Source organism: Empedobacter sp. UBA2044, from assembly GCF_002333005.1.
In the GTDB taxonomy this organism is placed as follows: domain Bacteria; phylum Bacteroidota; class Bacteroidia; order Flavobacteriales; family Weeksellaceae; genus Empedobacter; species Empedobacter falsenii_B.
In genome coordinates this window covers 55,061-68,793 of the sequence record NZ_DDBA01000057.1, presented here as the reverse complement: position 1 = coordinate 68,793, position 13,733 = coordinate 55,061, and the positions used below count along the sequence as shown (strand labels likewise).

10 protein-coding genes are annotated in these 13,733 nt (G+C 29.8%); 5 read left to right on the top strand and 5 right to left on the bottom strand.

Annotated elements, in window-relative coordinates; all coding sequences use genetic code 11:
• Window positions 1-54: 54 nt before the first annotated feature.
• A complete protein-coding gene (locus B4E59_RS10035) occupies window positions 55-2,367 on the bottom strand; it encodes an outer membrane beta-barrel family protein (RefSeq protein ID WP_286496114.1) in 2,313 nt (770 codons plus the stop codon).
• A 229-nt stretch (window positions 2,368-2,596) separates the two neighbouring features.
• Between B4E59_RS10035 and B4E59_RS10030 the strand changes: the two genes are divergently transcribed.
• Complete coding sequence (locus tag B4E59_RS10030; protein ID WP_286496115.1) at window positions 2,597-4,066, top strand: helix-turn-helix domain-containing protein; 1,470 nt, start codon at window positions 2,597-2,599, stop codon at window positions 4,064-4,066.
• A gap of 47 nt (window positions 4,067-4,113) precedes the next feature.
• On the opposite strand, the gene B4E59_RS10025 is transcribed toward B4E59_RS10030, so the two are convergent.
• Window positions 4,114-5,697, bottom strand: coding sequence for an FMN-binding glutamate synthase family protein (locus B4E59_RS10025; RefSeq protein WP_280035759.1), 1,584 nt, complete (start codon window positions 5,695-5,697; stop codon window positions 4,114-4,116).
• A 232-nt stretch (window positions 5,698-5,929) separates the two neighbouring features.
• On the bottom strand, window positions 5,930-7,513 hold the full coding sequence (locus tag B4E59_RS10020) for an ABC transporter substrate-binding protein (RefSeq protein ID WP_286496118.1): 1,584 nt from the start codon (window positions 7,511-7,513) through the stop codon (window positions 5,930-5,932).
• A 59-nt stretch (window positions 7,514-7,572) separates the two neighbouring features.
• Here B4E59_RS10020 and mtaB point away from each other — a divergent pair, with 59 nt between their 5' ends.
• The 4 genes from mtaB (at window position 7,573) to B4E59_RS10000 (ending at window position 11,445) form a co-directional block, all read left to right on the top strand.
• Complete coding sequence (gene mtaB, locus B4E59_RS10015) at window positions 7,573-8,910, top strand: tRNA (N(6)-L-threonylcarbamoyladenosine(37)-C(2))-methylthiotransferase MtaB (RefSeq protein ID WP_291052753.1); 1,338 nt, start codon at window positions 7,573-7,575, stop codon at window positions 8,908-8,910.
• A 111-nt stretch (window positions 8,911-9,021) separates the two neighbouring features.
• Entirely contained in the window at window positions 9,022-9,552 is a 531-nt protein-coding gene (locus B4E59_RS10010; protein WP_114999525.1) for a DUF4136 domain-containing protein, read from the top strand.
• Window positions 9,553-9,657: 105 nt separating this feature from the next.
• Window positions 9,658-10,260 carry a porin family protein gene (locus tag B4E59_RS10005; RefSeq protein WP_291052750.1) on the top strand — a complete coding sequence of 201 codons (603 nt, stop codon included), beginning with the start codon at window positions 9,658-9,660 and terminating at the stop codon, window positions 10,258-10,260.
• A gap of 54 nt (window positions 10,261-10,314) precedes the next feature.
• Entirely contained in the window at window positions 10,315-11,445 is a 1,131-nt protein-coding gene (locus B4E59_RS10000) for a carboxypeptidase-like regulatory domain-containing protein (RefSeq protein WP_291046930.1), read from the top strand.
• A 10-nt stretch (window positions 11,446-11,455) separates the two neighbouring features.
• Here the strand turns inward: B4E59_RS10000 and B4E59_RS09995 are convergent, their stop codons facing one another.
• Both B4E59_RS09995 and B4E59_RS09990 read right to left on the bottom strand, forming a co-directional pair.
• On the bottom strand, window positions 11,456-12,322 hold the full coding sequence (locus tag B4E59_RS09995; RefSeq protein WP_291046928.1) for a cupin-like domain-containing protein: 867 nt from the start codon (window positions 12,320-12,322) through the stop codon (window positions 11,456-11,458).
• 84 nt (window positions 12,323-12,406) lie between these two features.
• Complete coding sequence (locus tag B4E59_RS09990) at window positions 12,407-13,648, bottom strand: NAD(P)/FAD-dependent oxidoreductase (RefSeq protein ID WP_291046926.1); 1,242 nt, start codon at window positions 13,646-13,648, stop codon at window positions 12,407-12,409.
• Window positions 13,649-13,733: the final 85 nt, after the last annotated feature.

Below are 13,733 nucleotides of genomic sequence, written 5' to 3'. Positions count from 1 at the left end.
TCCATAAATTGAAAGCCATTCGAAAGAATGGCTTTTTTGGTTTATAAGTTGAGATTACCTAATTCTCCCTTCCTCTTCATTTACTTTATTCTCTTTCGAGATGGTTTTATTCAATCGGCCAAAATTATATTTAACACTAACTGATAGTTCTTGATAATCGACTAAAAATAGATTTTTAGAACTTATTTTATCATAATTCAGTGTTTCGCTAAATTTCATTTGTTTGAATAAATCATTGAAACGAATAGAAAAATCAAAGTTTTTGTATGATTTTGTCAATCCAAGATTAACGATAACTTGAGAATTTCGATCATAAATTCCTTCAGTTCGTTTGCTTAACCAATATCCATCAACCATAAAGTTGAAATCTTTTCCCAATTTGAAATTGTGATTAGAGTATAAATAGATATACGGAATCGATTTTTTTAACACAGCTTTTTCATCAATTATTTTACTATAAATTATAGCTAAACTAATTTGTGTTGACCAAAATTTATATTCGAATGGAACATCCAAAGCAACAGAAATGTTTTTTTCTTTTTCGAAATTAATCGTTGTAAATGTTGAAATATTTCTCACATCATTATAAATTAATGTATAATTCATCGGATTTTTACTTTGATAATACGTCACATTCATGTTCCATTTTTTTAATGAATAATTCGCTGAAAATGTGTCGGTGTAAGTAGGTAAAATATTAAAATTTCCACTGTATTCGATATAAGGACTTCCGTACAAATTCCCAGAAGAAAGATTGCTGTAATTCGGTCTGTCAATCGTACGTTTATAGTAAATTGTTAACGCATTTTTATTATCAAAAGTGTAATTAATTTCTGCATTCGGAAACCAATCGATGTATTTTTTATCAATATCCGAAAGTTGTTTTATTTCATCAAGACCTTTAGAATTAGTCGTTTCTGTTCTTAATCCAGCTTTATAATTCCATTTTTCATAATTTTTAGTGTATTGCAAATAGGCGGAAAGATTCAGTTCTTTGAAATTATAAAGAAATTCTTCTGATGATTGTTGAGGAAAAAATGTTTCATTATTCGTCTCAGATTTAGCGTGTGTAAAACGTCCTCCAAATTCAATTTTTTGATCAGATTCAAACTTTTTCTCTACATCAAATTTTCCTGCAAAAACCTTAAGACGATATTTTTGATAGCGCGATTGATTGTATTCGACATCATTCTCATTAATCTTATTATAAAAATCATATGTTGTTCCTGTATTATAAATCGTGTATTGTAATCCTGTTAAAATACTTGCGTCAATTGATTGAATATTTTTATTGTAATTCACCAAAGTATTCACAAAATTTCGATGATTTTCATTATCATTTAACGTTAAAATAGATTGATTTTCATTGTTTTCGGTATATTCTGTTTTGGTATCAAGCAAACCTTTATCTTTTCTAAAATTTGAATTAATAGCAAACGAAAAATAATCTCCAGATTCATTTAATTCCTGAAAAAAGCTTGTGTTTACAATAAAATGTGGACGTTTAGTTTGCGATTTTATGAAATAATTGGACTGAATATTTTTGTCTTTTATGCGATAATCGAATCCATTTCCTTCCCACGGATTTAGTTGATTATAAGATGCGTTCAGTTTAAATTCGCTTTTATTTTTACGAATTTGAAAAGTCGAATTGAAATAATTATTAAACTTTCTTTTGAAAGATAATGTTTCTTGCAAAGTCAATTTTAAACCTTCTTTTTTACTTTTCTTTAGATTAATTTTTACGATAGATTTTCCATTTGCTTCATATTTAGCAGAAGGGTTTTTGATAATTTCAATCGATTTTATGTCCTCAATTGCTAAACTCGAAATGGTAGAAAAATCAACTTGTTGATCGTCCAAATACAACAAAGGATTTCCTTTTCCAATAATCGTCAATGTTTCTTGATCTGCGCCTAACATGACGCTTGGTAATTTTGAAAATAATTCTTTAGTTGTAGCAAGTTTATTAAAATTTGAATTGGCGACATCAATATTATAATTGCCATTTTCTATTTTGAAAGTTTCTTTTTTTCCATTGATTATAACTTCATCAATTTGTACAGTTTCATCAATATTTAAGTGAAATGTTTTATTTTCGTTTAAATAAAAAGGTTCTTCATCTTGAATATTATTGTCATAAATAACAGAAATTAAATAGATTTTAGGTTCTAAATTTTCAAAGTTAAATTTAGAATTTTCAGTTTCAATTGTTTGAATAACATTTTGAAATTCATCGTATAAAATAACTTTTGCGTGAATTGTTTTTGACTCTTTTTCTGATGAAATATAGCCTGTAATCGAATATTTTTCTTGTGCAAAAGCAAAAGAGCTAATCAAAATGAGAATTAATTGTAGAAACTTCATAATAAAATTGTGTTGATTATTGTTTTACTTACATTTAGAGGAAGTAAAATTTTTGTTTGAACAATTTTAATTTATATTTTTAAATGTTTTTTATCAACTTGGTGTCAAATGATAATTGTTTACAATATTATTTAAATTAAAGAAATACAATATGTTACGTTTTATGATTTCGGGAAATAGGTTTCTTAAATTTATTATAGTTATTCTATTCATATTCAGTTCAGTAAATATGTTTGGAAAAACACAAAAAGATAAAGCTGAATTTTTGCGTCAAAAAAATAATGATTTGGTTGAAGAAAATCTTCGAATTATTGATTCAACGATTTCAACAGCTTATCGATTGAATGATAAAGTTGTGTTGAGTGAAGCTTATATCGAAAAAGGAAATTATTTTTTGGAGCAACGTAATTACAATAATGCATTGAAAAATTTCACCATTTCGAAACAACTATCAACTGAAATAAAAGATGATTTTACATTTTATTCTTCGCTTGTTGGAATTGCGAAAACAAAAGAAAACTTACATGAAATCAAGGAATCTATAGTGTTATACGAAACTTCTTTATCATATTTCGAAAAGCATAAACAGCAACCAAAATCGTTCAGCATTTATCTTTCCATTCTTGGGAAATTGTCTTATTTATATAGCAAAACAAATCATCTGAACAAAAGTGATTATTACAACAAAATTGAATTATCTGAAACGGTTGATACGGTAAATTATCAATATGCTTTGAAGAATAAAGGAATTATTGATTTCTACAAAAAAGATTATAATTCGGCATTTAATACATTGAAAAAAGCACAACAAGCTTTCTGGAAGCAAAATGATATCAAATGGTATGTGATTTCGGAGCAATTTTTAGGTGAAATTTTATATCAACAAAAGCGAAATAGAGAAGCAATCCAATATTTTGAAAATGTTGTGGAATTCTCAAAACAATATAAAATTCTTGATGAAGAACTGCGACTTTCTTATGAACGAGTAGTTGAATACAACGAGAAATATGGAAATAGTCGAGATAAATTATTATCTGTAAATAATTTATTGTCTTTTGATAGTTTATTTTATGTGGCTGATCATACTGTTTTGAAACCAAATCTCGAGAAATATGAAAATACATTCCTGAAAACTGAACGAAATTTATTGAAAGAAAAGAATCAAAACTTCAAAAGATCTTCATTTTTTGGTTTAGTAGTAATTCTATTTTTTGGTGGAATTGTTTTTTATAAAATGAATCAAAAACATCAAAAAAAGAAGAATTATTTACAAAAATGTCTTGATGAAATAACAATACTTGAGTTAGATATTAAGGAAGAAAATCAATTAGAAAAAACAAAATTCGAAGTTGAAATTGATGAAGATTTCGAACAAAGTTTGCAATTATTTGAAGAACAAAAGTTATTTCTAAATCCAAAATTTTCGTTGAATGATTTGGTTCTAGAATTGAACGCCAATCGAACAATTGTGTCAAATTATATTAATCGTTCGAGATCGAAAAATTTTAACCAATATATCAATGAATTGAGAATTAATCATCTTTTGAAACGAATTGAAAATGAGCCAAATCTCAAAAAATACACAATTGATGCGTTGGCAGAAGAAACAGGTTTTAATTCGAGAAAGACTTTTTCAGATGCTTTTTTGGAACATACAGGTTTTCGTCCGTCTCAATATTTACGGAATATTCTTGAATAAAAAAAGCAATCCAATTGGATTGCTTTTTTACTATTATATGAAATTGATTAATTGACTTTACTTAATGTACGAATTCTAATTTCTTGTAAAACATCTTCTACAGACATTCCTACATATGCACCTTCTTCTACAATTGGGTATAATTGATCGTAAGACATAATACGTGTATTGTCGATACGTAAATTTACGTGATAACGATTGAAATCTCTGTGAGATTTAACACCTGTTGCAGAAATTAACTCAGATAAAATATGCATTGTTTTCTTGTGGAAATTATACATACGAGTTGCTTTATCTTCTACGTCTAAACCTTTCATTAATTCACGATCTTGCGTCGCAACACCAACAGGACATGTATTTGTATTACATTGTAATGCTTGGATACATCCTACAGCCATCATCATTGCACGAGCCGAATAAACTAAATCCGCACCAATAGCCATTGCACGAGCAATGTGGAAAGAAGAAATAATTTTTCCAGAAGCTACAACACGAATATCTTTTTTAAGACCATAACCACGTAAAGTATCAACTGCAAAAGCTAAACCATCTAACAAAGGCATACCTAAAGAGTTTGAAAACTCTACAGGAGCAGCTCCAGTTCCTCCTTCACCACCGTCAATTGCAATATAATCTGGTTTGATACCCGTTTTAATCATTGCTTCACAAATCTCGATAAACTCACGTTTAATCCCAATACACAATTTAAATCCAACTGGTTTTCCACCTGATAATTCTCTTAATTGTTTGATGAAATGTAACATTCCTTCTGCATCAGAGAAAGCTGAGTGAGATGGAGGAGAATCAACAGTTGTATATGGTTCTACAGCACGAATCTTAGCGATTTCTGGAGTATTTTTATTTGCTGGTAAAATTCCTCCGTGACCTGGTTTTGCACCTTGAGAAATTTTCAACTCAATCATTTTTACATTTGGTAAAGTAGCACGCTCTACATACTTATCTGGATCGAAACCACCATCAGCTGCACGACATCCAAAATATCCTGTACCAATTTGCCAAATCAAATCTCCACCTGGCTGTAAGTGATATGGAGAAATTCCCCCTTCACCTGTATTGTGCGCAAAGTTTCCTAATTTGGCTCCTTTGTTCATTGCTAATACAGCATTTTCACTTAACGAACCGAAAGACATTGCAGAAATGTTTAATAAACTTGCTAAATAAGGTTGTTTACATTCGCTTCCACCAACTTTTACACGTGGATCATCAGCATGTTTGATTTTTCCTGCATACATCGAGTGATTTAACCACTCATATCCTGGTTCATAAACATCTAATTGCGTCCCAAAAGGAACTGTGTCAATTACATTTTTTGCACGACGATACACCATACTACGCATCAAACGGTCAATAGGTTTCCCTTCAGTATCCGTTTCAACAAAGTATTGCATAATTTCTGGACGAATACTTTCTAACAAATAACGTCCATGTCCAATAATTGGAAAGTTTCTTCTGATAGCGTGTTTTGTTTGCGAGATATCTGCAAATCCTAAAGCAATCAAAGGAAGAATAATTATTAAAGACCATAAGATACCTGGCCAAAAATAAGAGATTACTCCAATTGCAACAAGAGTAACGATAGATCCTACTACGAAAAGTTGTCTTACTTTCATAAGTAAAAATTTAAATGATTTTGATTAAAAATTTGGTGTCAAATATATCTAAAAAAACTCGGTTTAACGCCTATATTTCTGAAATAATTTCTTTTAAATTGTTGATTTCAAACGTTAGAGAAAACCCATTATTTCAAATAAGTTAACAATTATCTAATGTCGTGAAATAAAATGAAATATTATTTAGATTTTTTTAAAAGATGTTCAAACTTTTTGAGAAATGTCAAAAGAATTATTCTTTGTAAACTCTCGTTAAATCCAATAATTTGATTGGTCCCATCGAAAAATTCTTAACTTTTTTATTCAAAAATAACGTTGTTTGATCATAAAATAATGGCAAAATTGGAGCGTTTTGCATCATCAATGCATCCATTTTTTGATAAATTTTGGCACGTTCGTCTAGATTATTGGTCAAAAATGCTTGTTCGTACATTTTATCAAATTCACCATTTTTGTAATGTGAATAATTTGGACCTTCTGGCGCAAAGTTTTTCGAATAATATAAAGACAAAAAGTTTTCGGCATCTGGATAATCTGCTCCCCAATTTGCGCGGAACAACGTAAATTTTCCCGTTGCTTTTCCATCGCGCATCGTTGGTCCAGGTACAACATTCACTTTTATTGGTAAGCCTAATTTTGCCATTTCTGCCGCAATATATTCACAAACATCTACATATTCTTGCACAGTTGTCAGCTCGATTGGTACAATTTTTTCGTTCGTTTTTTTATAGCTATTGATTAGTTCACGTGCTTTTTCGGGAGAATATTTGTAACCACTTTCTGGCGAATAACCTGGTAAACCTTTCGGAATGAAACCTCCATCTGCTTCAAAAGCTTGACCTTTCATCATATATTTGATGATTTTGTTTTTATCAACTCCATAATTTAATGCTTGACGCAATTTCAAATCAACTGCATTGGGCGCATCAAGATAAAAACATAAATAAACGGTACTTAAATAAGGAACTTTTTGAATCGTTAAAATATTTGAATATTTTGGATTCAAATCTCCGATTGGATTTAAAATTTCATCTTTATAAGAAGGATCCAAATCTGCCATCATATCCAAATTACCTTTGATTAATTCTAAAAATTCTGAATTTTTCTCTGGTAAAAATGATAAATTAACCGCTTCTAAATATGGTAAACGTTGTCCTTTTTCATCAAACTCGAAATACTTTGGATTTTTTCTAAAAACCATTTTCACATTATCTTCCCAAATCTTAAATTGAAAAGGGCCTGTACCAATTGGATGTTTCAAGAATTCATCGTTTCCATTTTTGAATAATTCTTTCGGAACAACCGAAGCATATTTCATCGAAATTAATCCCAAAAATGCAGGATAAGCCTCTTTTAATTTAATTTCAAAAAGTGTATCATTTATCGCTTTATATGAATCAATATTATTCATAATCCAACCTCCAGAACCTCCAGCTTTCGGATCTTTTAAACGATTAAAACTATACTCGAAATCTGAAGCCGTTACAATTCGAGTCGAATCTTTTCCGAAAGCTTCATGTTTATGAAAAAAAACATCATTTCTCAAAGTAAAAGAATACGTTTTTCCATCTTCAGAAATTGTCCAAGATTTTGCAATATCTGGCTGAATTTCTAGTTCGTTATCAATCTTCACTAAACTATTGTACATTAAATTGCATGCCCAATTATTGGCTTGTGTACGTGCATTGATAGGATCTAAAGAAGAAATATTATCGTAACGATTTAATTTAAATACTTTGTTTTCATCGATTTCAATTTTCTTAGAACACGAAAATATTGAAACGAATAACATAATGTAGATAAAGTATTTAGTCATTTTGAATAGCTGATTTATTTATGTTTCAAAACTATGGATAATTTCTTAAATTTGCAGCTATGAATAATCAAACTAAAACAGTTGCATTTCATACATTGGGATGTAAACTTAATTTTTCTGAAACTTCGACGATCGCAAGAAACTTGAAAGATAATGGATATCAGAAGGTTGAGTTTACAGATTCTGCGAATGTGTACGTGATAAATACATGTTCGGTAACCGCAAATGCAGACAAAGAGTGCAGAACGATTGTGAAAAATGCAATGAAAACAAATCCAGAAGGTTTTGTTGTCGTTGTAGGTTGTTATGCGCAGTTGAAACCGCAAGAAATTGCGGAAATGGAAGGTGTTGATTTGGTTTTAGGAGCTGCAGAAAAATTTAATATTGCTGAATATTTAGACGATATCAATAAAAAAGAAGAAACAATTGTACATTCTTGTGAGATTGAAGAAGCCGATTTTTACGTTGGTTCATACTCAATCGGTGATCGTACGCGTGCTTTTTTGAAAGTGCAAGATGGTTGCGACTACAAATGTACGTATTGTACAATTCCTTTGGCTCGTGGAATTTCGCGTTCAGATACAGTAGAAAATGTTATCAAAAATGCGAATGAAATTGCACAAAAAGGAATCAAAGAAATTGTATTAACGGGTGTAAATATTGGTGATTACGGTAAAGGTGAATTCGGGAATAAAAAACACGAACATACTTTCTTGGAATTGGTACAAGAATTAGATCAAGTTGATGCGATAGAACGAATCAGAATTTCTTCGATTGAACCAAATTTATTAAAAAATGAAACAATTGATTTTGTTTCAAAAAGTAATCGATTTGTTCCGCATTTCCATATTCCATTACAATCTGGTAGCGATGAGATTTTGAAGAAAATGAAACGTCGTTATTTATCTAATCTTTATTTAGATCGTGTAACAAAAATTCGCGAAGTGATGCCAAATGCGTGTATTGGTGTAGATGTAATTGTTGGTTTTCCAGGAGAAACAGAAGAATTGTTTATGGAAACATATAATTTCTTAAACGAATTACCAATTAGCTATTTACATGTATTTACTTATTCGGAGCGTGATAATACAGAAGCGATCGAATTTGAAGGAGTTGTAGATCAAGGAGAACGTAAACGTCGTAATAAAATGTTACGAATTTTATCAGAGAAAAAACGTCAAGCTTTTTATCAGTCTCAATTAAATTCTACTCAAAAAGTGCTTTGGGAACATGATAATAAAGACGGGAAAATGTTTGGTTTTACAGAAAATTATGTAAAAGTTCAGACAGATTTTAATCCTGAATTAGTCAACGAAACGCAAATTGTAGATTTGGTTAGAATCAATCACAATGGAATTGTTGAAGTGAAAATTCAAGAGTTAGAATTAGCAAAATAAAATTGTAAATATTAGTTAAAAAGAAGTTCATGTATTTTGAGCTTCTTTTTTTTTTGATTTACCTTTACATTTAGGAATAATAATTGTAGTTTTAAATAAAAAATCAAGGTCATGAAAATTATACACTTTACTTTTATAATTTTGTTGTCATTATTTGTAACAAGCTGTGGAACAGTTCAAGTAAGTACAGATTACGACAGATCAACAAATTTTGCTTCATATAAAACTTATACTTTTCACCAAAAAGGATTAGATAAGTTAAAGGTTAACGATTTGGATAAGAATCGACTAATTAAAGCAATTGATGCACAAATGGCTACAAAAGGATTTACAAAAGTAAGTTCTGATGCAGACTTAGTTATTAATTTATTGACAAGTTCTAAAGAACAAGTTTCTGTAAATAATAACAATTGGGGCTACGGTCCTTATGGTTACTATGGCGGATATTACGGCGGAAATAGCGTTTCTTCTTATCAAGCAGGAACAATTGTAATAGACATTATTGATGATAAACGTAATATATTGGTTTGGCAAGGTGTTGGTTCTGATCTTAATTTGAGTAATATCAGTGCTAAAGCGGAAAGAATCCCGAAAGCAATTGAAGAAATTCTTGCTAAATTTCCTCCTCAACCAAAAAAATAAATTTTCGAAAATAATATAGAAAGTTCTTCATTTGGAGAGCTTTTTTTATGAAATGAAGTTTGTATTAAAAAAAGCTTTAATTTTGTTAAAATTATACAATAACTTATGAAAAATTTAAAAACCAATCTATTAAGTTTATTTCTTTTAAGTTTATCTACTTTTTCTTTTGCTCAAATCGAATTTGGAGTTAAAGGAGGTGTTGGACTTAGTAACACAACTATTGTTCATGGAGTTTCTAAAGAGAGAGTTGGATTTTTAGTTGGAGGAGTTGCAAAATATCAATTAACTACTCGAAACGAAAATCATTATTTACAAGCTGAAGTTTTATATACTACTCAAGGTGAATATTCGTTATATAAAGAAGGTGGAGAGAAATACAAAGCTTTCTTAAATTATATCAATATTCCAATTATGTATAAATACTATTTTGATGATCAAGGAAAAGATTTCTTCGTTGAAGGTGGTCCTCAATTAGGTTTCAAAGTATCAGAAAAATTTGATGAAAATGAACCTGAAAGAGAAAATAATGTTCCAAAATCGTTTGATTTAGCTTTTAATATCGGTGGAGGTTATTCTATTGATAGAAAATACGAAATTAATTTACGCTATCAATATGGTTTAATAGATAATTACGACTATAAACGTTGGGATAATGGAACAAATCGTTCATCATTTTTAACTTTAGGAATTACATATTTCTTCAAATAAATTCAAAACCGCTTTATAGCGGTTTTTTTATTATCTTGTTTTAAAATTTAGTCAATGAATTTTAAACAAATTATTATTTTAGGTTTTTTCTTAATTAGTAGTAATCTATTTGCACAAAATACAATTAAAGGAAAAGTGATTGATGAAAAATCGCTTCCAATTATTAATGCTGAAATCTATGTCGATAATTCTACGATTAAATCAAAAACGAACGAAAAAGGTGAATTTGAACTAAGTCTTCCTAATGGACAATATAACTTAATTGTTCGTGCAAGTTTGTTTGAAAATTATATTTTGAATGTTAATACAAATCAAATTACATTTTATAAAGTAGTTTTAGAACCTGAAGTGGTAGCGTTGCAAGAAACAGTTGTTCAAGCAATATCTAAAGAAGATTGGTTGTATTATTATCAGACTTTTTTGAAATTGTTTTTGGGAAGTAATGAAGCTGCAAAAAAATGCAAAATAGAAAATTCGAAAGACTTAAGGTTTAAATATGATAAAAATACACGACAATTATCTGCTACTTCTAGAAATCCTTTAATCATTACAAACAATTACTTAGGTTATAAAATCGAGTATGACTTGGTTGATTTTAATGTTGATTTTAAGTCAAATTATGTCTTAACTCTTGGAACAGCACTTTTTACTGAGTTAAAATCATCAGCTTCTAAAGAAAAAAAATGGCAAGAAAATCGTCGTAAATCTTATTTAGGAAGTATTACTCATTTTATGAAAGCAGTTTATGAGAATAAAATTGAGGAAGAAGGATATGATATAAAACGATTGATTCGCAAGGATAATCCTGAATACATAAAATTTAAAGAAGAAACTTTGTTAGGAGGTAGAATTGAAGGTAAAGTTCCTCCAAAAATAATTACTTACTTAGTTAATCAAAAAGTTCCATATGATAGTTTGAAAATCGTTGATAATAATGATCAGTATCTTAATTTTAAAGGATTATATTCAGTTGAATATAAAAATGAAAAAGAGGATTTGGACTATGCAAAACAGAATGGTGCAAAATATATTTCGAACCAACTTTCTATTTTCGCTATAAAAAGCGATTTATTAAAAATTGAAGAAAATGGTACATATTACCATCCTGCTAATTTGGTTGTTGAAGGATATTGGAGCTGGGAAAAAATAGCAAACATGGTTCCTATGGATTATAAAATTGAGTAATATTTAAAACCTATTTCTTAATTCCATAATAACGATGGCTTTTCTTTATTGCCCATTTTTCTTTAAAATGAATCCATTTTAGTTGAAAAATCTTGCGCATCAATTTATCGGTATAGCGCATAATAAATACATGATAAATGGTATTCATCACTTGAAAAAACTCATTAGGAAAGGCGCGTAAAGACATTGAAAATCCTGCTTCTAAATAACGATTATAATGCCAATAACCGCGTGGGATAAATAAAGCATCGCCATGATTCATGACAAAATCAAAACCTTTTGCGTATTTCAAAGCTGGGAATTTTTCGTAATCAGGATGATCATAATCAATTTCGTAAATTGTATGTACAGAAAGTGGAACTTTATATAAAGCTTTGGATTGTTTTGGATCAAACAACAAAATTCGTTTATCACCTTGGAACTGAAAATGAATGAAATCCGTCATATCGACATCATAATGCATCAAAACTTTGGCTTCACTTCCTCCAAAAAACAATGTTGGTAAACGTTCAAAATATTTTAAACCTAGATCAGGATAAGTGAAATTTTTGAGTAATTCGGGAATTTTATCTTTGATGATAAAGAAAAAAATTCTCAAATCAGAGGGCTCTTTTTTGATCAAATCTACATATTCATTAAACTTCATATGTGTAGCAGGAGTGTCCGAACTTTTGTTAGCATCAGCAGGTTTGCTATCGTATAAAGGTACAATTTGTTCTCCAGCTTTTTCTTTGATATAATCGAGATTCCATTTGTCAAAATCTTTCCAATTCTTCGCATAACCTTTCAATAACAAAGGTTTCCTTTTTTTGAGATAATTTTTGATGAAATCTTCTTTCGAAATTGATTCAACTGTATCAATAGTCTGAAATTGCATGCGTTTTAAAGTATTGGATTACTCAAAAATAGAGAATCTATCTGAATTAAAAACAAAAAAGCCAACATATTGTTGACTTTTCATTTATTCTGTTTCTTTAACCATTCGAATCAGATACGCCATATTCCGAATTACACTATTGTGTTTTTTTACAAATGGATTTTCTTTGTTCCAAACGTATCCCGCTAAAACAGCACAAATTTTTTCTTTGACATCAGGATTTTCAGGTTGATGGAAAAATAATTCTTGCAAATTTCCTGTGTACCATTCTTGCACATAAGTGGTGAAAACATCGATACCTTCTTTCATATAATCTTCGTAATCTGTCTGCCAGTCTACTTTTTCGCCATTCATTTCTTTAATAGCAAGCTTAGCAGCTTTCAAACCACTTTCTGTTGCGAAACAAACACCAGAAGAGAAGACAGGGTCTAAAAACTCGGTACTATTTCCTGTCAAAACATAACCATCTCCAAACATTTTAGTCACCGCAGCGGAATAATTTTTTAACCAAATTGGGTTAAATTCAAATGGTAAATTACCAAAACGATTGACGTAAAAATCGGATTTTTGAATTGCATTTTGCAAAGCTTCTGTTGTATCTTGATTGGTTGATAATTGATTGATATAATCTGTTGGGCCAACGATCCCTACACTTGTTTTTCCATTCGAAAAAGGAATTACCCACAACCAAACTTTCGTTTCAATAATATCAAAAGAAATCTGCGTTCTTTCTTGACCTTCAGGGCGACGAACATCATTAATATGTGTGAAAATTGCTGAATGTGGATTTAGTTTTGATGGACTATCAATATTTAATAATCGTGGTAAAACGCGTCCATATCCACTCGCATCAATCAAAAATTTTGCATTGATTTGATACGTTTCTCCATTTTGTTTTTTTACAGTTGTAATCGATTTTTTTCCTTCAAATTGAACATCAATTACTTCTTCATTAAAACGCAAATCTGCACCTTTGTCTATAATTGCATCAGCTAAAGTCATGTCGAAATCAGCACGCGGAACTTGCCAAGTCCAATCTTGTCCTTTCCCAAACTTTTTACTGAAATCGAAAATACAAATTTGTTCGCCTCGAATAAATCTCGCACCAGGTTTTACTTCGAAATTTTGTTTCTCTAAATAAGGTAACAATCCAGCTTCTTCAAAATGATCCATAGAGCGAGGGATCAAACTTTCACCAACAACAATTCTGGGAAATTGAGTTTTTTCTAAAACAATAACTTTAATGTTTTTTTCTCTTAAATAGGCTGCTGCAACCGATCCCGAAGGTCCTGCACCAATGATTAAAACATCTGTATTTTCAATCATGACTTTTTGTATAGTTTTTTAATTATTTTTGCAACTGATTGAGGGAGTAAATAACCAAAATCGATAAATCTTTTACCTAATCAAT

Bases quoted from the DNA above. Each gene is read 5' to 3' on its own strand.
- B4E59_RS10025 (WP_280035759.1), bottom strand. From the start codon at position 5,697: ATGAAAGTAAGACAACTTTTCGTAGTAGGATCTATCGTTACTCTTGTT.
- B4E59_RS10000 (WP_291046930.1), top strand. From the start codon at position 10,315: ATGAATTTTAAACAAATTATTATTTTAGGTTTTTTCTTAATTAGTAGT.
- B4E59_RS09995 (WP_291046928.1), bottom strand. From the start codon at position 12,322: ATGCAATTTCAGACTATTGATACAGTTGAATCAATTTCGAAAGAAGAT.
- B4E59_RS10010 (WP_114999525.1), top strand. From the start codon at position 9,022: ATGAAAATTATACACTTTACTTTTATAATTTTGTTGTCATTATTTGTA.
- B4E59_RS10035 (WP_286496114.1), bottom strand. From the start codon at position 2,367: ATGAAGTTTCTACAATTAATTCTCATTTTGATTAGCTCTTTTGCTTTT.
- B4E59_RS09990 (WP_291046926.1), bottom strand. From the start codon at position 13,648: ATGATTGAAAATACAGATGTTTTAATCATTGGTGCAGGACCTTCGGGA.
- mtaB (WP_291052753.1), top strand. From the start codon at position 7,573: ATGAATAATCAAACTAAAACAGTTGCATTTCATACATTGGGATGTAAA.
- B4E59_RS10020 (WP_286496118.1), bottom strand. From the start codon at position 7,513: ATGACTAAATACTTTATCTACATTATGTTATTCGTTTCAATATTTTCG.
- B4E59_RS10030 (WP_286496115.1), top strand. From the start codon at position 2,597: ATGTTTGGAAAAACACAAAAAGATAAAGCTGAATTTTTGCGTCAAAAA.
- B4E59_RS10005 (WP_291052750.1), top strand. From the start codon at position 9,658: ATGAAAAATTTAAAAACCAATCTATTAAGTTTATTTCTTTTAAGTTTA.